The 19,203-nt window shown below is 68.6% G+C and carries 18 protein-coding genes; 12 read left to right on the top strand and 6 right to left on the bottom strand.

All coding sequences use genetic code 11. The features are described 5' to 3' along the window. The 7 genes from rpoB (at nucleotide 1) to ABDZ89_RS12720 (ending at nucleotide 8,564) form a co-directional block, all read left to right on the top strand. Entirely contained in the window at nucleotides 1–1,830 is a 1,830-nt protein-coding gene (gene rpoB, locus ABDZ89_RS12750; RefSeq protein ID WP_343779673.1) for a DNA-directed RNA polymerase subunit B, read from the top strand. Then, nucleotides 1,831–4,764: a DNA-directed RNA polymerase subunit A' gene (locus ABDZ89_RS12745; RefSeq protein ID WP_343779671.1), complete on the top strand. Its 2,934-nt coding sequence runs from the start codon at nucleotides 1,831–1,833 to the stop codon at nucleotides 4,762–4,764. It abuts the gene before it with no gap. Further along, the gene (gene rpoA2, locus ABDZ89_RS12740; protein ID WP_343779668.1) at nucleotides 4,757–5,971 is read left to right on the top strand and encodes a DNA-directed RNA polymerase subunit A''; all 1,215 of its coding nucleotides are present in this window, start codon (nucleotides 4,757–4,759) and stop codon (nucleotides 5,969–5,971) included. Before ABDZ89_RS12745 ends, rpoA2 begins: the two co-directional genes overlap by 8 nt. Beyond that, nucleotides 5,971–6,390, top strand: coding sequence for a NusA-like transcription termination signal-binding factor (locus ABDZ89_RS12735; RefSeq protein ID WP_343779666.1), 420 nt, complete (start codon nucleotides 5,971–5,973; stop codon nucleotides 6,388–6,390). Before rpoA2 ends, ABDZ89_RS12735 begins: the two co-directional genes overlap by 1 nt. A gap of 45 nt (nucleotides 6,391–6,435) precedes the next feature. After that, a complete protein-coding gene (locus tag ABDZ89_RS12730; protein WP_343779664.1) occupies nucleotides 6,436–7,287 on the top strand; it encodes a DUF7537 family lipoprotein in 852 nt (283 codons plus the stop codon). Nucleotides 7,288–7,485: 198 nt separating this feature from the next. Then, complete coding sequence (locus tag ABDZ89_RS12725; RefSeq protein WP_006111505.1) at nucleotides 7,486–7,914, top strand: 30S ribosomal protein S12; 429 nt, start codon at nucleotides 7,486–7,488, stop codon at nucleotides 7,912–7,914. Next, nucleotides 7,911–8,564, top strand: coding sequence for a 30S ribosomal protein S7 (locus ABDZ89_RS12720; RefSeq protein ID WP_343779662.1), 654 nt, complete (start codon nucleotides 7,911–7,913; stop codon nucleotides 8,562–8,564). Before ABDZ89_RS12725 ends, ABDZ89_RS12720 begins: the two co-directional genes overlap by 4 nt. A 206-nt stretch (nucleotides 8,565–8,770) precedes the next feature. Here ABDZ89_RS12720 and ABDZ89_RS12715 read toward each other — a convergent pair whose 3' ends face one another. After that, entirely contained in the window at nucleotides 8,771–10,756 is a 1,986-nt protein-coding gene (locus tag ABDZ89_RS12715) for an aconitate hydratase (RefSeq protein ID WP_343779660.1), read from the bottom strand. A 319-nt stretch (nucleotides 10,757–11,075) separates the two neighbouring features. Here ABDZ89_RS12715 and ABDZ89_RS12710 point away from each other — a divergent pair, with 319 nt between their 5' ends. Next, entirely contained in the window at nucleotides 11,076–11,549 is a 474-nt protein-coding gene (locus tag ABDZ89_RS12710; RefSeq protein ID WP_343779659.1) for a deoxyuridine 5'-triphosphate nucleotidohydrolase, read from the top strand. 583 nt (nucleotides 11,550–12,132) lie between these two features. Here ABDZ89_RS12710 and ABDZ89_RS12705 read toward each other — a convergent pair. The 3 genes from ABDZ89_RS12705 to ABDZ89_RS12695 all read right to left on the bottom strand — a co-directional run bounded on the left by ABDZ89_RS12705 (nucleotide 12,133) and on the right by ABDZ89_RS12695 (nucleotide 15,125). Next, nucleotides 12,133–13,497 (bottom strand): LLM class flavin-dependent oxidoreductase, encoded by a 1,365-nt coding sequence (locus ABDZ89_RS12705; protein ID WP_343779657.1) that lies wholly within the window; start codon nucleotides 13,495–13,497, stop codon nucleotides 12,133–12,135. Between the two features lie 125 nt (nucleotides 13,498–13,622). Continuing rightward, nucleotides 13,623–14,030 (bottom strand): CBS domain-containing protein, encoded by a 408-nt coding sequence (locus ABDZ89_RS12700; protein ID WP_343779655.1) that lies wholly within the window; start codon nucleotides 14,028–14,030, stop codon nucleotides 13,623–13,625. Nucleotides 14,031–14,168: 138 nt separating this feature from the next. After that, nucleotides 14,169–15,125, bottom strand: a complete 957-nt coding sequence (locus ABDZ89_RS12695; protein ID WP_343779653.1) for a DUF5787 family protein — start codon at nucleotides 15,123–15,125, stop codon at nucleotides 14,169–14,171. Between the two features lie 118 nt (nucleotides 15,126–15,243). Between ABDZ89_RS12695 and ABDZ89_RS12690 the strand changes: the two genes are divergently transcribed. The 3 genes from ABDZ89_RS12690 (at nucleotide 15,244) to ABDZ89_RS12680 (ending at nucleotide 17,212) form a co-directional block, all read left to right on the top strand. After that, nucleotides 15,244–15,627, top strand: a complete 384-nt coding sequence (locus ABDZ89_RS12690; RefSeq protein ID WP_343779651.1) for a hypothetical protein — start codon at nucleotides 15,244–15,246, stop codon at nucleotides 15,625–15,627. Further along, a complete protein-coding gene (locus ABDZ89_RS12685) occupies nucleotides 15,624–16,280 on the top strand; it encodes an NUDIX hydrolase (RefSeq protein ID WP_371152786.1) in 657 nt (218 codons plus the stop codon). The genes ABDZ89_RS12690 and ABDZ89_RS12685 overlap by 4 nt, the downstream gene beginning before the upstream one ends. Nucleotides 16,281–16,378: 98 nt before the next feature. Beyond that, nucleotides 16,379–17,212: an NAD+ synthase gene (locus ABDZ89_RS12680; RefSeq protein ID WP_343779649.1), complete on the top strand. Its 834-nt coding sequence runs from the start codon at nucleotides 16,379–16,381 to the stop codon at nucleotides 17,210–17,212. 75 nt (nucleotides 17,213–17,287) lie between these two features. Here the strand turns inward: ABDZ89_RS12680 and ABDZ89_RS12675 are convergent, their stop codons facing one another. Continuing rightward, nucleotides 17,288–17,437 carry a DUF7563 family protein gene (locus ABDZ89_RS12675; RefSeq protein WP_343779648.1) on the bottom strand — a complete coding sequence of 50 codons (150 nt, stop codon included), beginning with the start codon at nucleotides 17,435–17,437 and terminating at the stop codon, nucleotides 17,288–17,290. 182 nt (nucleotides 17,438–17,619) lie between these two features. Next, nucleotides 17,620–18,714: an anthranilate phosphoribosyltransferase gene (locus ABDZ89_RS12670; RefSeq protein ID WP_343779646.1), complete on the bottom strand. Its 1,095-nt coding sequence runs from the start codon at nucleotides 18,712–18,714 to the stop codon at nucleotides 17,620–17,622. Nucleotides 18,715–19,020: 306 nt separating this feature from the next. Here ABDZ89_RS12670 and ABDZ89_RS12665 point away from each other — a divergent pair, with 306 nt between their 5' ends. Next, nucleotides 19,021–19,173 carry a DUF7317 family protein gene (locus tag ABDZ89_RS12665; protein WP_343779645.1) on the top strand — a complete coding sequence of 51 codons (153 nt, stop codon included), beginning with the start codon at nucleotides 19,021–19,023 and terminating at the stop codon, nucleotides 19,171–19,173. Nucleotides 19,174–19,203 lie beyond the last annotated feature (30 nt).

Below are 19,203 nucleotides of genomic sequence, written 5' to 3'. Positions count from 1 at the left end.
ATGGCACAAGCAGAACGCGAAGCGAAGGTGTACGTCAACGGGAGCCTCGTGGGCACCCACGAGAACCCGGACGAGCTCGCCGAACAGATCCGCGAGGCGCGCCGCCGCGGCGACGTCTCGGAAATGGTGAACGTCTCGGTGAAAGACCGGACCCGCGAGGTCATCGTCAACGCGGACGCGGGCCGAGCCCGCCGTCCGCTCATCGTCGTCGAGAACGGCGAGCCCCTGCTGGGCGACGAGGAGATCGAGGCGCTCGAACGCGGCGAAGTCGAGTTCGAGGACCTCGTCGAGCGCGGCTACGTCGAGTTCATCGACGCCGAGGAGGAGGAGGACATCCTCGTCGCGGTCGACGAGGAGGACGTGTCCGACGACCACACGCACCTCGAGATCGACCCGCAGCTCGTGTTCGGTATCGGTGCGGGGATGATCCCGTACCCCGAGCACAACGCGAGCCCGCGGATCACGATGGGCGCAGGGATGATGAAGCAGTCGCTCGGGCTCCCCTCCGCCAACTACCGCATCCGGCCCGACACCCGGCAGCACCTCCTTCACTACCCGCAGCTGGCGATGGTGAAGACGCAGACGACCGAACAGATCAGCTTCGACGAGCGGCCGGCCGCACAGAACTTCGTCGTCGCCGTGATGTCCTACGAGGGCTTCAACATCGAGGACGCGCTGGTGATGAACCAGGGCTCCGTCGACCGCGCGCTCGCCCGCTCGCACTTCTTCCGAACCTACGAGGGCGAGGAGCGCCGCTACCCCGGCGGTCAGGAGGACCGCTTCGAGATCCCGGAACAGGACGTCCGCGGCGCCCGCGGTGAGGACGCCTACACGCACCTCGACGAGGACGGCCTCGTCAACCCCGAGACGCGGGTCGACGAGTCCTCGGTGCTTCTCGGGAAGACGAGCCCGCCGCGGTTCCTCGAGGAGCCGGACGACATGGGCGGCCTCTCCCCGCAGAAGCGCCGCGAGACCAGCGTGACGATGCGCTCGGGCGAGTCGGGCGTCGTCGACACGGTGACGCTGATGGAAGGCGAGGACGGGTCGAAGCTCTCGAAGGTGAAGGTGCGCGACCAGCGCGTCCCCGAACTGGGCGACAAGTTCGCGTCCCGACACGGACAGAAGGGCGTCGTCGGCCACCTCGCGCCGCAGGAAGACATGCCCTTCACCGAGGAGGGCGTGGTCCCCGACCTCGTGCTCAACCCCCACGCGCTGCCGTCGCGGATGACGGTCGGCCACGTGCTGGAGATGCTCGGCGGGAAGGTCGGCTCGCTGCGCGGCTCCCGCGTCGACGGGACGCCGTTCCAGGGCGAAGACGAGTCCGAGCTCCGCGACGGACTGGAGGAGCACGGATTCAAGTCCTCCGGCAAGGAGGTCATGTACTCCGGCGTCACCGGCGAGAAGATCGACGCCGAGATCTTCGTCGGAACGATCTTCTACCACAAGCTGTACCACATGGTGTCGAACAAGCTCCACGCCCGTTCCCGCGGGCCGGTCCAGGTGCTCACGCGCCAGCCGACCGAGGGGCGCGCCCGCGAGGGCGGGCTGCGCGTGGGCGAGATGGAGCGCGACACGATCATCGGCCACGGCGCGTCGATGGTGCTCAACGAGCGGCTGCTCGAGTCCTCCGACGCCGAGACGGTCCACGTCTCCGCGGAGACCGGGCTCGTCGCCGTCGAGGACCGCGAGCAGCGCCGCGTGTACGACCCGGTGACGGGCGACGAGGACGACATCCACGAGCTGGAGGTCAGCTACGCGTTCAAGCTGCTGCTCGACGAGATGATCGCGCTCGGCATCCGACCGAAACTCGAACTGGAGGACGCGATTTAAATGTCAGTACAAACACCCAAAGTGCTCGGCGGCATCGACTTCGGCCTCATGGACCCGGAAACGTACCGGGACATGTCCGCCACGAAGGTGATCACGGCCGACACCTACGACGACGACGGTTACCCGATCGACATGGGGCTGATGGACCCGCGGCTGGGCGTCATCGACCCCGGTCTGGAGTGTCGGACCTGCGGCTCCCACTCCGGCTCCTGTAACGGCCACTTCGGCCACATCGAACTCGCCGCCCCCGTCATCCACGTGGGCTTCACGAAGCTCATCCGACGGCTGCTCCGCTCGACGTGCCGGGAGTGCGGGAAGCTCGCCTTAGACGAGGCACAGCGCGACGAGTTCCGCGAGCGCTACGAGCGCGCGAAGGAGCTCGGCGACGACGAACACGACGTGCTGAAGGCCGCCGTGCGGCAGGCCCGGAAGGCGTCGACCTGTCCGTTCTGCGGCGAGCCGCAGGCGGACATCAAACACGAGAAGCCGACCACGTACTACGAGGTCCAGGACGTGCTCTCGGGCGACTACTCCGAGCGCATCGCGGCCGCGATGCAGCCCGACGAGGAGGAGGACGATCCGGGCACGTCGCCCCAGGAGCTCGCCGAGAAGACGGACATCGCCCTCGACCGGATCAACGACATCATGGCCGGCGAGTTCCGCCCGCGCAAGGAGGACCGCCGCGCCATCGAGAAGGCGCTCGGCGTCGACCTCACCGAGGAGGACATGAACAAGCTGATGCCCTCGGACATCCGCGACTGGTTCGAGGACATCCCGGACGAGGACCTCGAGGTCCTCGGCATCGACTCCGAGCACTCCCGACCCGAGTGGATGATCCTGACGGTGCTGCCGGTGCCGCCGGTCACCACCCGTCCCTCGATCACGCTGGACAACGGGCAGCGCTCCGAGGACGACCTCACCCACAAGCTGGTCGACATCATCCGGATCAACCAGCGGTTCATGGAGAACCGCGAGGCGGGCGCTCCGCAGCTGATCATCGAGGACCTCTGGGAACTGCTCCAGTACCACGTCACCACGTTCGTCGACAACGAGATCAGCGGGACGCCGCCGGCGCGACACCGCTCCGGTCGCCCGCTGAAGACGCTCAGCCAGCGCCTGAAGGGGAAGGAGGGTCGCTTCCGCGGCTCTCTCTCCGGGAAGCGCGTGAACTTCTCTGCCCGGACCGTCATCTCGCCCGACCCGACGCTCTCGCTGAACGAGGTCGGCGTCCCCGACCGCGTCGCCAAGGAGATGACGCAGACGCTCAACGTCACGGAGCGGAACGTCGACGAGGCGCGGCAGTACGTCCGGAACGGACCGGAGGCGCACCCCGGTGCCAACTACGTGCGCCGTCCCGACGGTCGCCGGCTGAAGGTGACCGAGAAGAACTGCGAGGAGCTCGCCGAGAAGGTCGAGGCCGACTGGGAGGTGAACCGACACCTCGTGGACGGCGACATCGTGATCTTCAACCGGCAGCCGTCGCTCCACCGGATGTCCATCATGGCCCACGAGGTCGTGGTGATGCCGTACAAGACGTTCCGGCTCAACACCGTCGTCTGTCCGCCGTACAACGCCGACTTCGACGGCGACGAGATGAACATGCACGCGCTCCAGAACGAGGAGGCGCGCGCCGAGGCGCGCGTCCTCATGCGCGTCCAAGAGCAGATCCTGAGCCCCCGCTTCGGCGGGAACATCATCGGTGCCATTCAGGACCACATCTCCGGGACCTACCTGCTCACCCACTCGAATCCCGAGTTCTCGGAGACGCAGGCGCTGGACCTGCTCCGGGCGACCCGCGTCGACGAGCTGCCCGAGGCGGACGGCGTCGACGACGACGGCCGCGAGTACTGGACCGGCCGGACGCTGTTCTCGGAGCTGCTTCCGGACGACCTGAACCTCTCGTTCACTTCGTCGGCCGGCGACGACGTGGTCATCGAAGGGGGACAGCTGATCGAGGGGACCATCGACGAGGACGCGGTCGGCGCGTTCGGCGGCGAGGTCGTCGACACCCTCACGAAGGACTACGGCGAGACGCGTTCGCGCGTGTTCATCAACGAGATCGCGTCGCTGGCGATGCGCGCGATCATGAACTTCGGGTTCTCGATCGGGATCGACGACGAGTCGATCCCGCCGGAGGCCGAAGAGCAGGTCGACGACGCGATCGAGAGCGCCTACGACCGCGTTCAAGAGCTGATATCGACGTACGAGGCCGGCGAGCTGGAGTCGCTGCCGGGCCGCGGCGTCGACGAGACGCTGGAGATGAAGATCATGCAGACGCTCGGGAAGGCCCGCGACTCGGCCGGCGAGATCGCCGACCAGCACTTCGGCGACGACAACCCGGCTGTCGTGATGGCCCGTTCCGGCGCGCGTGGTTCGATGCTCAACCTGACGCAGATGGCCGGTTCCGTCGGTCAGCAGGCGGTTCGCGGCGAGCGGATCAACCGCGGCTACGAGGACCGGACGCTGTCGCATTACCGACCGAACGACCTCTCCTCGGAGGCGCACGGGTTCGTGGAGAACTCCTATCGCGGCGGGCTCACGCCACAGGAGTTCTTCTTCCACGCGATGGGCGGCCGCGAGGGGCTCGTCGACACGGCGGTCCGGACGTCGAAGTCCGGGTACCTCCAGCGGCGCCTCATCAACGCGCTCTCCGAACTGGAGGCGCAGTACGACGGGACGGTCCGGGACACCTCGGGCCGGATCGTTCAGTTCGAGTTCGGCGAGGACGGCACCTCGCCCGTGAAAGTCTCTTCCGGCGACGACAACGGCATCGACGTCGACGGCATCGTCGACCGCGTCGTCGACGCCGAGTTCGCGTCGAACGAGGAGAAAGAGCGGTTCCTCGGGGAGCGTGAACCCCCGACGAACCTCTCGGAGCACGCCGGTCCGGGGCTGAACAAGGCCTCCGAACTGGAGGTGGAGTCGGATGACTGAGTACGACCACGTCACCGACGACATGGAGGCGGTCGTGGAGGCGACGGAGCTTCCCCGCCGACTCAAGACGAAGGTGTACGAGGCCCTCGACCGGAAGGGCGAGGAAGCCGGTGAGGTCACCATCGAACAGGCGACCGACATCGTCGAGGGCGTCCGGAACCGCTACGAGCAGACGCGGGTCGACCCCCTCGACCCCGTCGGCACCGTCTCGGCGCAGTCGATCGGCGAGCCCGGGACGCAGATGACGATGAACACCTTCCACTACGCGGGGGTCGCAGAGATCGACGTCACGCAGGGGCTGCCGCGGCTCATCGAGCTGGTGGACGCGCGGAAGACGCCGGACACGCCGATGATGACCGTTTACCTCGACGGCGAGTACGCGACCGACCGCGAGAAGGCCCACGAGGTCGTCTGGTCGATCGAGGCCACGCGGATCTTAGCGCTCGGTGACGTCTCGACGAACGTCGCCGACATGCTGGTCCGGATCGACTTAAACGACGACACGCTCTTAGAGCGGTGGCCGACCCACTCGGACCCCACCGAGATCGCGGAGATCATCACGGAGACGATCGAGGACGCCCTCGGCGTCGACGCCCGGCAGGCGGGCACCGTGATCGAGTTCGGCCCCAACGAGCCGAGCTACCGCGAGCTGCTCCAGCTCGTCGAGCGGCTCCGCGAGATCGTCTTCAAGGGGATCGAGGAGATCGAGCGCGTCGTCATCCGCAAAGAGGAGCTCGACGGCGACGAGGAGTTCGTCCTCTACACCGAGGGGTCGGCGTTCGGCGACACCCTCGCTATCGAGGGCGTCGACGCCTCCCGGTCGACGTGTAACAACATCCACGAGATCTACCGGAACCTCGGCGTCGAAGCGGCCCGCGAGACGATCATCGACGAGACGAAGAACACGCTCGAAGAGCAGGGGCTCGACGACGTGAACGTCCGTCACCTCATGCTCGTCGCGGACATCATGACGAACAACGGCGAGATCGAGTCGATCGGCCGGCACGGCATCTCCGGCAACAAGGACTCGGTGCTCGCGCGGGCGGCGTTCGAGGTGACGGTCAACCACCTGCTCGACGCGGCGATCCACGGCGAGTACGACGAGCTCGACGGCGTCATCGAGAACGTCATCGCCGGGAAACCCATCTCGATGGGGACCGGCGACGTCGACCTCCGGATGGGGTCGCGCGTCGTGGGCGACGACTAATGTACGTCGAGCTCTCCGACGAGGCGCGGCGGTACATCGGTCGGTTCGACGAGCTGACCGGCGTCACGCCGACCGACTGCCTCGTGGAGGGCGACCGGCTCGTGTTCGTGGTGCCCGCCGGCGAGATGGCGGCCGCGATCGGACAGGGCGGCGAGACCGTCGCGGAGGCCGAACGGCGGCTCGGCATGTCGATCGAACTGGTCGAGGACGCCGACACCGTCGAGGCGTTCGTCGCGAGCACGCTCGCGCCAGCCGCGGTCAACGCCGTCACCGTCTCGGAGCAGAACGACCGCGTGGCGTACGTCGAGGTCCCCGAGGCGGACCGCGGCGTCGCCATCGGTGCGGACGGAGACAACATCGAGACCGCCCGCCGGCTCGCGGAGCGACACCACGACGTCGACGATGTCCAGCTGACCTGAGGCCGGAACCCGCCCCCTTTTGCCCGCCGGCCCGCTTGTCGACCCATGAACCGGAGACGCCTCCTCGTCGGTCTCGGAACCGCCGCCGCGGTCGGACTCGCCGGCTGTTCCGGCGACGACAGCGACGGCGGCAACGAAAGCGACGACACAGGCGGCGACTCGACCGATCGACCGTTCCCCGACGCCGACTGGCGGAGCGAGGACGGCCTCGACCTGCCGACCCTCGCGGCGCGGCACGCCGACGCGCTCGTCGACGCCGGGGGCGCCACGCTGTTCTCGACGGCGGCGACGAGCCACGACGGCGACGCGGAGCCGACGCCGTGGCTCCCCTCGCAGGAGTACGAGGCCGCGTACGACCTCGAAAACGGGCGCCAGCACGTGCGACAGGAGCTGACTGAGACCGAGCAGGTCGACGCGTCTGAGCTGTACGTCGCCGACGGCCTGGCGCTGATACGTCGGGAGGCCGGCGGCGAGACGCGATACGCCCGTCGGGCGGTCGACCGCTCGGACGGCGACCTCGAGTCGCTGATGCGCTCGGAGGTCGCGACGGGGATCCGCGTCGAGGGCGAGACCGCGGGCGGCGAGGCGGAGTACGAGGGGCTGAACCTCTGGAACCCCACGAGCGACGGCGGCGGCGAGGTTCGCGGCGAGCCGACCGCCCGGTTCACCGCCGACGCCTTCGACGGCGACCGGAGCGTCCCCGAGACCGTCGACACGGCGTCGGCGACGGTTCACGTGTACGAGTCCGGCGTGGTCCCGCGGCTCGAACAGTCGTGGGCGGGTACGCACGACGAGCAGGCGGCGTCCGTCGACGTCGACATCGACTACCGGGACGTCGGCGCGACGGTGCCCGTGCCCGACTGGGTCGAGACGGCGCGCGACGAGACGGGCGACTGACGACCGCGCTCCGGCCGAAACGACGGGCGCTCGCGCCGGCTTACCGTCTCAGCGGGAGCGAACGTCCGTCATTTCCTCTCCGAGACGGTCGGCGAAACACCCTCAGATCCGTCGAGAGGTACCGCTCGGGGGATCTGAGGCCGTTTCTCGACAGAGAAAGACGACGCTTAAGTAGCTCCGTTCGGAAGTAGACGTACGATGGCGAACGGCAAATACGCGGCCCGTAAGCTCAAAAAGGACCGGCAGAAGCGCCGCTGGTCCGACTCCGAGTACGCTCGGCGAGAGCGCGGGCTCAAGACGAAGTCCGACCCCCTGGAGGGTGCCCCGCAGGCGCGCGGCATCGTCCTCGAAAAGGTCGGTATCGAGGCAAAGCAGCCGAACTCGGCGATCCGAAAGTGCGTCCGCGTTCAGCTCATCAAAAACGGGAAGCAGGTCACCGCGTTCTGCCCCGGTGACGGCGCGATCTCGTTCATCGACGAGCACGACGAGGTCACCATCGCCGGGATCGGCGGTGCGAAGGGTCGTGCGATGGGCGACCTCTCCGGCGTCAACTACAAAGTCGAGAAGGTCAACGGCGTCTCGATGATCGAACTGGTTCGCGGTAACGCGGAGAAACCGGTCAGATGAGCGGTGAGGAGACCGAGGCGCCGTCCGAGGAGGATGTCGCCGCCGACGAGCCGGACCCAGACGCGCCCGCGTCGAGCGAGGCCGCAAACGAGAACGCCAAGCTGTTCGGCGTCTGGGACGTGACCGAGATCGCCTACGAGGACCCCTCCACGAAGCGATACATGACCGTGACCCCCATCGCGCACACGATGGGCCGGCACGCGTCCAAGCAGTTCAAGAAAAGCGAGATCTCCCTGGCCGAGCGTCTCATCAACCGTCTCATGCAGACCGATGAGAACACCGGGAAGAAACAGCAGGCGACGCGGATCGTCCGCGACGCCTTCGACATCGTCCACGACCGGACCGAGGAGAACCCGGTCCAGGTCCTCGTGACGGCCGTCGAGAACGCCGCGCCCCGCGAGGAGACCGTCCGCCTGAAGTACGGTGGCATCTCCGTCCCGAAGGCGGTCGACGTCGCGCCGCAGCGCCGCGTCGATCAGGCGCTGCTTTTCATCTCCGACGGCGTCGCCAACGCGACGTACAAGTCGAGCACGCCCGCCGCCGAGGCGCTCGCCAACGAGCTCGTCGCCGCCGCCGACTACGACGTCGAGGGCTCCTACTCCATCTCGCAGAAGGAAGAGCGCGAACGCGTCGCCGCCGCGGCCCGCTAACGCGTCGACACCCGCTTTTGCGGTTCTTTCTTTCGGCTCGCTAGCGACGCGGCCGGGGTCGCCCCGGTCGGCGGATCGCGTCGCGGTCGGTCAGTCGACCTCGATCCGTTTCGACGCCGGTGAGCGGCTGCCGTCGCCGGAGACGGCCGCGGCGCTCTCGGGGCGAAAAAACGAGAAATCGATGTCGGACCGGGCGGTCGCGGTCGTCAGTCGTCCGCGGGCGCCGCGCCGGAGCCGCCGCTCGAGTGCTGCTGTTTGACCCACGCGAGCTTGCCGCCGGCCGCGAGGATGTCGCGTTCGCGCTCGGAGGCGTCCAGGTCGGCGGTGAACTCCCACTCGCCGTTGACGCTGACGGTGAACTCCTCCTGTCCGGAGCGGACGCCGGCCGGCACGTCGTCGACGATCTCGAGGTCGTCGCCCTGGTCGATCCGCTCGTACGTCTCGGAGTCGATCGCCAGCGGGACGATACCGAAGTTGAACAGGTTCGCCTTGTGGATACGGGCGAAGCTCTGCGCGAAGACCGCCTCGATGCCGAGGAACATCGGGCAGAGGGCGGCGTGTTCACGCGAGGAGCCCTGTCCGTAGTTCTCGCCGGCCACGAGGACGCCGCCGTCGGCCTCGAGCGCGCGCTCGGCGAACGTGTCGTCGACGCGCGAGAGCGTGAACTCGGAGAGCTTCTCGATGTTCGAGCGGAACTTCAGGATGTCCGCCGTCGCCGGGATGATGTGGTCGGTCGTGATGTTGTCCTCCATCTTGAGGAGGGCCTCGCCGCCGTCCACGTCGATCCCGTCTTTGAGCGGCACGTCGCCGATGTTCGGGCCCTTGACGAGGCCGTCGTCGATCGCCTCGTCGGGCGAGATGATGTCGGAGTCGGACTCGCCCATGCCGGGGCCGTACTTCGTTCCCATCTCGAAACCGGGCTCTTCGAGGTCGCCGAGGTCGTCGGCGAGGTCACGCGGGTCGACGATCTCGCCGGTGATGGCCGCCGCGGTGGCGACCTCGGGCGAGCAGAGGAAGACGGAGTCGTCCTCGATGCCGGAGCGACCCTCGAAGTTGCGGTTGAAGGTGCGCAGCGAGACGGAGTCGGAGGCGGGCACGTGACCGATACCGATACACGCGCCACACGTCGCCTCGGAGAAGTTGACGCCGGCCGCCATCATCTCCGCGGTCCAGCCCTCGCGGGCCAGCATCTCGGAGGCCTGCTTCGAACCGGGCGCGACGATCATCTCGGTCTGCTTGGCGACCTCGCGGCCCTCCAGCATCTTCGCGCTGGGGAGGATGTCCTCGTAGGCGCCGTTGGTACAGGAGCCGATGATGACCTGCTCGACGTCGGTGCCCTCGTACTCGCTGACGGGGGCGACGTTGTCGGGCATCGAGGGGGCGGCCACGAGCGGCTCGAGGTCGGAGAGGTCGACCTCGATCTGCTCGGCGTACTCCGCGTCGTCGTCGGGCTGGAGGTCGACGTACTCCTCCTCGCGGTCCTGGCGCGCGAGCCAGTCTTTCGTCTTCTCGTCGGTCGCGAAGATCGAGGAGGTGGCGCCGAGCTCGGTGCCGAGATTCGTGATCGTGGTCCGCTCGGGGATCGAGAGGTTCTCGGCCCCGGGGCCGGTGTACTCGAAGATCTTCCCGACGCCGCCCTTGACGGTCAGCTCGCCGAGCAGGTGGAGCGCGATGTCCTTCGCGGTCGCCCACTCGGGGAGCTCGCCCTCGAGGTGGACGTTGACGACCTCGGGCATCTCGACGTAGTAGGGGCCGCCGCCCATCGCAACGGCGATGTCGAGCCCGCCCGCGCCGATCGCGAGCTGGCCGAGCCCGCCGGGAGTCGGCGTGTGCGAGTCGGAGCCGAGCAGCGTCTTGCCGGGCGCCGCGAAGTTCTCCTTGTGAACTTGGTGGCAGATACCGTTGCCGGGCCGCGAGAAGTACGCGCCGTATGTGCCGGCCGCAGAGCGGAGGAAGCGGTGGTCGTCGGTGTTCTTGAAGTCGAACTGGTACGTCTGGTGGTCGCAGTACTGCGCGGCGAGCTCCGTCTGGACCTCGTCGAGGTCCAGCGCCTCGAACTGGAGCCACACCATCGTTCCCGTCGTGTCCTGCGTCAGCACCTGGTCGATCTCGATGCCGATCTCCTCGCCGGGCGTCAGCTCGCCCTCGACGAGATGATCACCGAGGATCTTCTCTGTAATCGTTTGTCCCATATCATCCCGAATTGGCTCTCCCGTGGATATAAAACCCGCGAGTTTCCCGAAGATCGACCGTGTTAGATCGCTCACGCCGGCAACGTTCTCCGCGACACGCCCGTGGTATCACACGCCGTGGAACACGTATCCTTGCCGAGTGTTTTAGGTCATTAAACGTCTGAAACGCGCGAAAACAGAACTCTCAGCGGTCCCGGCGAGACCCGCCGCTTCGCCCGCGATCGGCGCGCGTCGCGGCCGACACCGTTGCGCGTCGCGGCCGACACCGTTGCGCGTCGCGGCCGACACCGTTTAGTCTCGCCCGCGGCTCCGGACGCGCATGTTCGACTCGGGAGCCGCGGTCGCCGAGGCGCTCTCCGCGGCCGGCGCCGACCTCGCCGACGAGCAGCGACAGCCGAACGGCGTCGACCTCACCGTCGACGCGGTGTTCGAGCAGACCGAACCGGGCTTCGTCGGACGCGACGAGAAACGCGTGGGCGAACGTCGCGAGGTGGAGCCTGTGGACGGTCGCTACCGGCTCGACCGCGGCACCTACGTCGTCCGCTACGGCGAGCCGGTGGGAATCCCCGAGGAGCGGATCGGCTTCGTCCTCCCTCGCTCGACGCTGCTGCGCAACGCCTGTACCCTCGACACCGCGGTGTGGGACGCGGGCTACGAGGGGATCGGCGAGGGACGGCTCGACGTCGGTCACCCGATCGAGATCGAGCCGGGGGCCCGCATCGCGCAACTCGTCCTCGCGAGCGCGGACCACGAGGGGACCTACGACGGCGACTATCAGGGCGAACGCCTCTGAACCGTCCCTCGACCGATCGCCGTCGCCGACGGTTCACGTTCCGTGACGGTCACGGCGACGTGACCGGCGGCGGTCTCCGTCTCCTCGGTGTACCGGTTGGGGACGAACGCGACGAGCGACTCGCGCTGCGCGGGCGACAGCGACAGCGTCGACGAGAACTGTAACAGGGGTATACCGGAGGCTCGCTCGGGGGCGACTTCGGTCTACCGGCGGAGAGCGATCGCTCTTTCGGTCGACTCCGTCGTGACAAGACTGAGCGAGCGCGTCGCTCGGTAGGTAAAGGAACGAACGGCACGCCCGTGCCGGGAAAAGATGGCACGAGCGTGTCGTTCTGTAGGTCCCCGCTGACGCTTCGGCCCTCCAGACGAAGCGTCACCCGATACAAACGGTAGTAGACACTTAAGCGTGCCGGGGGCGGCAGTACCGTCGTATTAGATAGCGGTAATTCGTTCACAACAGTTCGCTAACAGGCGGTCGAAAACCGCACGACTACGCGCCTTTCGAGCCGATTCGGGCTGCCGACTTCCCTCCGTCCGCTGCGATCCCGGTCGTTTTCGCTCGGTTCCATCTCCCGACGCCCGCGCTACTTCCGGGCGGGGTGGTCCGCGCGGAGCCGCGTCTGTCCTTCCCCGAGGAGTCGCTCGCGGAGCGTCTCGCCGCGCGGTTCGGCGTCGACCGCGGGAACGAGTCCCCGCTCGCGTAGCTCCGGCACCACGAGGTCGACGAAGTCGACGAGCGAGTCAGGCCGAACGACCTCCTTGACGTTGAACCCGTGAACGCCGACCTCCTCGTGCCAGCGCTGGACCTCGTCGGCCACCTGCTCGGGCGTGCCGACGATCTTCGGCGACGTGGTGCCGAGCCCGCAGAACTCCGCGACCTCGCGGACGGTCCACTCGCGGTCGGGCTGGGCCTTCGTGAACGCGTTCATCGTCCCCTGGATCGCGTCCGTCTCGATGTGTTCGACCCTCTGGTCGGGATCGAGCTCCGACAGATCCATGTCGAGGAATCCGGACAGGAGCGCGAGCGTCGCCTCGACGTCGACGTGCCGCTTGTACTCTTCGTATTTCGCCTCCGCGAGCGCCTCCGTCTCGCCGACGACCGGCACCACGCCGATGAAGAACCTGAGGCTCTCGGGGTCGCGGCCGGCGTCGGCCGCGCGCGATTTCACGTCGTCCACGTACTCGACCACGCCCTCCTCGGTCGGCTGGCTGGCGAAGACGGCCTCCGCGTTGCGCGCCGCGAACGACCGGCCGTAGTCGGAGGAGCCGGCCTGATAGACGACCGGTGTGCGCTGGGGCGACGGCTCGGAGCCGTGCGGGCCGGGCACCGAGAAGTGGTCCCCCTCGTGTTCGACCGCGTGGACCTTCTCCGGGTCGGTGTACCGGCCGGCCTCGCGGTCGACCTCGACGGCGTCGTCCTCCCAGGAGTCCTCCCACAGCTTGTAACAGACGTCGAGGAACTCGTCGGCGCGCTCGTAGCGGGTCTCCTTGTCCATCCGCTCGTCGAGCCCGAGGTTCGCCGCGGCGGACTCGAGGTACGAGGTGACCACGTTGATCGCCACTCGCCCGTCGGTGAGGTGATCGAGCGTGGAGAACTCGCGAGCGAGCTGGTACGGGTGGTTGTACGTCGTCGAGCGCGTCACCGCGAAGCCGAGGTCCTCCGTGACCTCCGCCATCGCGGGCACGACGAGCTGCGGGTCGTTCGCGGGCGTCTGAACCGCCTTCTCGACGGCGACCGCGCGGTCGTCGCCGTACACGTCGTAGACACCGCGGACGTCCGCGAAGAACACGGCGTCGAAGCCGCCCCGCTCGGCGGTGCGGGCGACCTCCGTCCAGTACTCGCGGTCGGCGTAGTCCGCCGAGCGGTCGCCGGGGTACCGCCACGACCCGGGCGAGACGTGCTCGACCGAGGTCATGGTAAAGAGGTTGAGATGCAGGTGATCGGACACGCGTCTCCGTACGCGCTCCGGAATAATACGACCACAGAAAGTGGCGGCACTTGTCGCCGTCGCGGACGGTCCGGGCGAAACGTCGAAGCGCGTCCCTGCCGACCGATCCGGTCGTCCGGAGCGCGCTACGCCGAGACGGACTCCGGCGAGGAGACGTACGCCGCGAAGTCGGAGGTGGTGATGATGCCGATGGGCGTGTCGCCGTCGACGACCGGAACGTGGTGGAAGCCGTGTTCGAGCATCGTCGCGGCGACCGCGGCTACGTCGTCTTGCGCGCCGGCCGTGATCGGGTCGCGGGTCATGTATCGCTCGACGGTCGTCTCGGCCTTCGGCTGGCTCTTGGCGACGATGTCGACGAAGTCCGTCGAAGTTAAGATTCCGACGAGCGACCCGTCGTCGTCGACGACCAGCACGGAGCTGATGTCGTTGTCGAGCAGCACCGCGGCCGCGTCCTCGACCAGCGTGTCCGGCGTCACCGTGTGGAGGTCCGTCGACATCAGTCGGGCGACGAAGACGTCTTCGATCTCGTCCATACCGAGAACACCCGCTCTCGCCGTATAAGCGTTCTCACGGCCGCCCGTCGGCGTCGCGCCGAGGCGTTCGTCGGCACACGTCGCTTCACGCCAGCCGGCCCGGGCACGCCGCTCACGGAGGCCCACCGGTCCCGGCGGTCACAGGTACCGCGAGAGCCCGGACTGCCGGCGCGGGCCGTCGCCCTCGGGGGCGGCGACCCACGCGGTCCGTTCGTCTCGGAGGCGGTCGCGCTCCGCGTCCGGCGGGTCGGCGGGCTCGAAGGCGGGACAGCCGCTTCCGCACTCGCGGCCGGGGTCGACCACGCGGTCGAAGTGCGCACAGCGCGGTCGCCCGTCGGCGGTCGCCTGGGCGTGCGCGCACGCCGGCGGCTCGGGGCGCCACCCCTTCCCGTACGCTCGCTCGGCGATCCGGCGCCGCTTGCGGGCCTTCGCGTCGGGACCGACGAGCGCGACGTCGGTTCGAGAGGGCCGCTCCGATCGGACCTCGACGCCGGGCGCCTCCGGGTCGAGCGGCGTCGGCTCGCGGACCACCTCCCGGTCGCCGGTCTCCGTGTCGAACCGCCAGACGCCGACGGCGTCGGGGATCCGGTTGAGGTGCGCGCGGGTGACGTACGAGGCGGTCGCGAGGACCACCTCGTCGAACAGGCCGAGCGCGGCGTCGTAGCGCAGTTGCGCCTCCAGGTCGCCCGGCGTTCCGAGGTCGGGTTTGTTCTCGACCGCGACGAGGTCGCCGATCCAGTCGCCCGGGTAGCGCGCGGTCGCGCGCACGGCCGGTCGACCGTTCCGGCGCTCGCGTTCGAGGTAGCCGACCTCGACCGCGCGGTCGACGACGGCGGCGGCGCGGTCCGGCGGGAGGTCGAACGCGTCGGCGACGGGAACCGCCTCGCCGGGACCGACGGCCGCCTCGATGGCGGGGTCGGGGATCCGCTCCGCGCTGATCTCGGCCCGCTCGTCGAAGTCTGGCCCCGGCGACAGCAGGCAGACGTCGACGATGCGCGCGCCGGGTCGCTCGACGCCCGCGCCGAGCTGTCGGGCGACGACGCGCTCCGGGGATTCGAGGGCGGCACACAGCGCCAGCTCGAACCGGAACTCCATGCGTCACGCTGGGCCGCCGCGGGCTAAAGCGCGTCGGCGGCGGCGCCACCCGCTTCCCTCCCGACGCCGCGCCGTCGTCGGCCGAAACCGGTATTCCCCGCCGGCCCCTACGGCGACCATGCGCCGGGTCACCCGGAACGTCGTCATCGCCATCGTCGTCGTCGTCGTCGCGCTGCTCGCGCTCGGCGCGCTGCCGAGCTATCTCGGGAGCGGTGACCCGTACTACCTCACCGTCGAACCGATCGAGACGAACGACACCCTCGCCGACGTGAACAACGTCTCGGACCGTCGGTACCCGTACCTGATCGGCGCGATAGAGAGCGCCGACGGCCGCTCCGAGGGGTATCAGACCGGTCCGTTCGGCATGAAGGAGTCGTTCACGCACACGCCGTTCGACGAGGTCGGCGCCCTCACGAAACAGGTGCCGGGCGCCGCGACGGAGACCGGCGTCCGGGTGCGTCGCGGCGGTCAGGCGTACCGCGTCGAGGTGGTCCGCCCGTGAGCGGCGACGGACGCGACGACCGCGCCGACCGAAACGAGGCCGCAGCGGACGGCGGCGGCGCCCCCGCCGCCGACCTCCGCGACCTCCCGGCCTTCTCCGACGGCCGGAACCACTCGCTGCCGGGCGAGCCGGAGTGGCCGGTCCGCGAGGTCGTCGTCGAGTACGACGAGGGCTGGTTCGTCGGCGGCTACGACCGCGTCGAACAGCCCGACGGGACGGAGAAGAAGTACTACTGGGCGGAGCTGTCGCCCGCGACGGTGATCGTCGCGGTCGCCGACGACCGCGTGCTGTTCGTCGAGCAGTACCGTCCCACCGTGCGGAACACCCAACTGGAGCTCCCCGCGGGGATCGTCGAGTCCGGCGAGTCCTACACCGAAGCGGGCGCGCGCGAACTCGCCGAGGAGACCGGCTTCGAACCGGACTCGACCGCCCTGCTACAGGAGGTGTGGTGTTCGACGGGGGTGTTGCGCCACAAGCGCGGCTACGTGTTCGCCGAGGGGTTAGAGCCGGTCGACGTCGACCACGACAGCAACGAGTTCCTCGCGCCGCGGTCGGTCCCGGTCGACGAGGCGCTGGAAATCGCCCGCGACCCCCCGACGAACGACGCGACGCTGGAGGGGCTCCTGCTCGCCGAGCGAGAGGGCCTCCTGTAGGCTTACGCCCGCCGTCAGCCCCGCCTGCGAACCCGACGAACGTCCAGTTCCCCGCGCCGACGGGGAGCTATTAGGCGTCTCGGCCCCTAACACCTCCCATGAGCCAGACCTCGGAGCAGTCGGTGTTGCTGTCGGACGACCCGCCGCTCGACCTCCGCCTCTCGGAGGACGAACTGGAGGCGGCCCGCGAACGGATCGTTTCCTTCATCCGCGACGTCGTCGACGACGCGGGCGCCGAGGGGGCGGTCCTCGGCCTCTCCGGCGGTATCGACTCGACGCTCACCGCCCACCTCGCGGTCGAGGCGCTCGGCGAGGACGGCCTCCACGGCCTCACGATGCCCTCGGCGGTGAACGACGCGGACGTGATGAGCGACGCGGAGCGCGTCGCCCACGACCTCGGGATCGAGTACGACGTGGTCGAGATACAGCCGATCGCCGAGGCGTTCTTCGACGCGATGCCCGAGGCGGCCGACGACCGCATGGCCGCGGGCAACGTCTACGTCCGGACCCGCGCCGTGTTGAACTACTTCGTCGCCAACGCGGAGGACCGCGTCGTCCTCGGGACGGGCAACCGCGCCGAGGCGATGACGGGCTACTACACGAAGTACGGCGACCAGGCGGTCGACTGCAACCCGATCGGGAACCTCTACAAACAGCAGGTGCGCCAGCTGGCCGCCCACGTCGGCGTCCCCCGCGAACTGGTGATGCAGGAGCCGACCGCCGGCATGTGGGAGGGACAGACCGACGCCGAGGAGATGGGGCTCGACTACGACACCGTCGACGCCGTCCTCGCGGTCCACGTCGACGGCGGGCTCTCGCGCTCGGCGACGGTCCGCGAGTTGGACGTCCCGGAGGCGGCCGTCGACCGCGTCGTCGACCTCTACGAGCGCAGCGCCCACAAGCGCGCGATGCCGCCCGCGCCCGAGCGCTAGGCGTCCGCGGACGGAAGGCGAGCACGGAAAGAGAGGGCCGATGCGAACGGATGGCGGGACTCGGCGGCGGGGGACTCAGACGTCCGGCGCTCGCTCCTTCGCGACCTCCGCGATCCCGGCGTTCGCGGAGCAGTTCGGACAGGCGTGTACCCGACCGCGGGCGTCCGAAAACACCCGGACGAACCGCTCGGAGACGTGCGCCTCGCAGTGTTCACACGTGGGCATCTGAAGCGAACACCTCGTGTGGAGCGTGGACGAGTACCACTTGTTTGACGCCGCACTCCGAAGTTGGGTCTCCACCCGTAAGTGAACTTTCCAAACTCCGACCAAAATCTCACCCAAATCTGCGTGAGAGGCGTCGAAAAGACGATATTCGGCAGCCGCGGTTGGTGCGTGACTCCCGGCGATCAGAACTCGCGGAGGTCGTCGAGGACCGCCTGCGCGGAGCCGTCGTCGATCGCTTCGCGGGCCATCGCCAGCCCATCCTCGATGGAGTCCGCGTCCTCGCCCGCGTAGATCCGGAGCGCGGCGTTGACCGCGACGGCGTCCGCGAAGGCGCCGTCGCGCTCCCCGGCCAGCACCTCCTCGGTGATCGCCGCCGACTCGGCGGCGACGTCGTCGACCGCCAGGTCGTCCTCCTCGAGGTCCATCCCGTACTCGGCGGTCTCGATCTCGAAGTCGTCGAAGGACGCCCCCTCGCTGCCGGCCTCGTCGTCCCCGTCGGCCGCGTCCCACTCGGCGACCTTCGTGTAGCCGGGGCGCACGTCGTCGTACCCCTCCATTCCCTGGAACATCAGGACGCGGTCGAGGTCGTGAAACTCGCTTTCCACGAACGTGTCGACCACCTTCTTCGCGAACGCGAGGTGGTAGAAGGAGCCGAGGTGGACCGAGGCGCCGGCGGGGTTCGCCAGCGTCTCGATGGTGTTGACGAACGAGCGGACGCCCATCATGTCGCGGCGCTCGAACAGGTCGTCGACGGCGGGGTTGAACGCGGGCTGGTAGTAGAAGCCGAAGCCGGTCTCGTCGACCATGTCGGCCGAGTCGCGGGGCGTGAGTTCCGTGTAGACGCCGAGCTCGTCGAGGACGTGTTTGTACGCGTCCTGCTTCTGCGTGGGGACGCGGTCGCCGGAGTGGACGACGACGGGCGTGCCCGCCGCGGCCGCGACGGCGCCCGCCGCGACGCCTAAGATCGCGGTCCGGCCCTTCCCGTCGTAGTTGGCGCCGCAGTCGACGGGGTCGACGTCCGGCTCGGCGTACTCGACGCGGTCGCACATCACGTCGACGTACGCGCCGAGCTCCTCGGGCGTGTTTCGCTTCCAGCGGTTCGCGAGCCAGAACGCCCCGAGCGTCGTGGGGTCGGGCTCGCCCGCGAGGATGCGCTCGAACGCCTCCGTCGCCTGCGCGCGGGTGAGGTCGTCTGCCGACTTGTGCCCGGAGCCGCAGACCTCGGTCATCAGCCGCTTGAGGGGCCAGTCGCCGAACTCCTGGGTCGCCTGAGCCATACGTTCCGTTCGGCCTACCCGACGAAAAGTCCCCCGCTCGACTCCCGCGCACCGGGAACGAGACGGACCGACCGCTCACCCGAGTGCCCCCGGACCTGGAGCCGACGCGCGCGAGCGACGGACCCGAACCGCGAGGCGGTTTTCGCCGCGTCCGTGGGAACCGTTCGCAAAGTAGAAAAACACGTTCGTACTTTTCCACCGAATAAAATCACTCATCTAGTTTGTTCTATTTCGTTTGTATCCCGCAATCAGTTCTAAACAGCGCCAGAGTTATATGTACGTCCATACTGTACGCAATCGTACCCGATGACGTCCAAATCCGTGTCCACGGCTCTCACGCTGTACCGTTCCCGCACACTGACCCTCGAACAGGCCGCGACCGTCGGCGGCTGTTCGACGGCGCAGCTCGAGGAGAGCGCCCGCGCGTTCGCCCCGACGCCCGCCGCCAGCGACGACTGACCTCGAGCCGTCGTCGGCCGGCACGGTCCC

Origin of the sequence: Halorubrum ejinorense, assembly GCF_039522565.1 — an archaeon.
Taxonomy (GTDB): domain Archaea; phylum Halobacteriota; class Halobacteria; order Halobacteriales; family Haloferacaceae; genus Halorubrum; species Halorubrum ejinorense.
The sequence above is the reverse complement of the archived record's forward strand: the minus strand, read 5'-3'. Positions and strand labels throughout refer to the sequence as shown.

What these genes read in the sequence shown, in the direction of transcription:
- ABDZ89_RS12710 (WP_343779659.1), top strand. Translation starts at nt 11,076, where the DNA reads ATGTTCGACTCGGGAGCCGCGGTCGCCGAGGCGCTCTCCGCGGCCGGC.
- ABDZ89_RS12675 (WP_343779648.1), bottom strand. Translation starts at nt 17,437, where the DNA reads ATGCCCACGTGTGAACACTGCGAGGCGCACGTCTCCGAGCGGTTCGTC.
- ABDZ89_RS12725 (WP_006111505.1), top strand. Translation starts at nt 7,486, where the DNA reads ATGGCGAACGGCAAATACGCGGCCCGTAAGCTCAAAAAGGACCGGCAG.
- rpoB (WP_343779673.1), top strand. Translation starts at nt 1, where the DNA reads ATGGCACAAGCAGAACGCGAAGCGAAGGTGTACGTCAACGGGAGCCTC.
- ABDZ89_RS12745 (WP_343779671.1), top strand. Translation starts at nt 1,831, where the DNA reads ATGTCAGTACAAACACCCAAAGTGCTCGGCGGCATCGACTTCGGCCTC.
- ABDZ89_RS12665 (WP_343779645.1), top strand. Translation starts at nt 19,021, where the DNA reads ATGACGTCCAAATCCGTGTCCACGGCTCTCACGCTGTACCGTTCCCGC.
- rpoA2 (WP_343779668.1), top strand. Translation starts at nt 4,757, where the DNA reads ATGACTGAGTACGACCACGTCACCGACGACATGGAGGCGGTCGTGGAG.
- ABDZ89_RS12715 (WP_343779660.1), bottom strand. Translation starts at nt 10,756, where the DNA reads ATGGGACAAACGATTACAGAGAAGATCCTCGGTGATCATCTCGTCGAG.
- ABDZ89_RS12695 (WP_343779653.1), bottom strand. Translation starts at nt 15,125, where the DNA reads ATGGAGTTCCGGTTCGAGCTGGCGCTGTGTGCCGCCCTCGAATCCCCG.
- ABDZ89_RS12720 (WP_343779662.1), top strand. Translation starts at nt 7,911, where the DNA reads ATGAGCGGTGAGGAGACCGAGGCGCCGTCCGAGGAGGATGTCGCCGCC.
- ABDZ89_RS12670 (WP_343779646.1), bottom strand. Translation starts at nt 18,714, where the DNA reads ATGGCTCAGGCGACCCAGGAGTTCGGCGACTGGCCCCTCAAGCGGCTG.
- ABDZ89_RS12690 (WP_343779651.1), top strand. Translation starts at nt 15,244, where the DNA reads ATGCGCCGGGTCACCCGGAACGTCGTCATCGCCATCGTCGTCGTCGTC.
- ABDZ89_RS12730 (WP_343779664.1), top strand. Translation starts at nt 6,436, where the DNA reads ATGAACCGGAGACGCCTCCTCGTCGGTCTCGGAACCGCCGCCGCGGTC.
- ABDZ89_RS12735 (WP_343779666.1), top strand. Translation starts at nt 5,971, where the DNA reads ATGTACGTCGAGCTCTCCGACGAGGCGCGGCGGTACATCGGTCGGTTC.
- ABDZ89_RS12680 (WP_343779649.1), top strand. Translation starts at nt 16,379, where the DNA reads ATGAGCCAGACCTCGGAGCAGTCGGTGTTGCTGTCGGACGACCCGCCG.
- ABDZ89_RS12700 (WP_343779655.1), bottom strand. Translation starts at nt 14,030, where the DNA reads ATGGACGAGATCGAAGACGTCTTCGTCGCCCGACTGATGTCGACGGAC.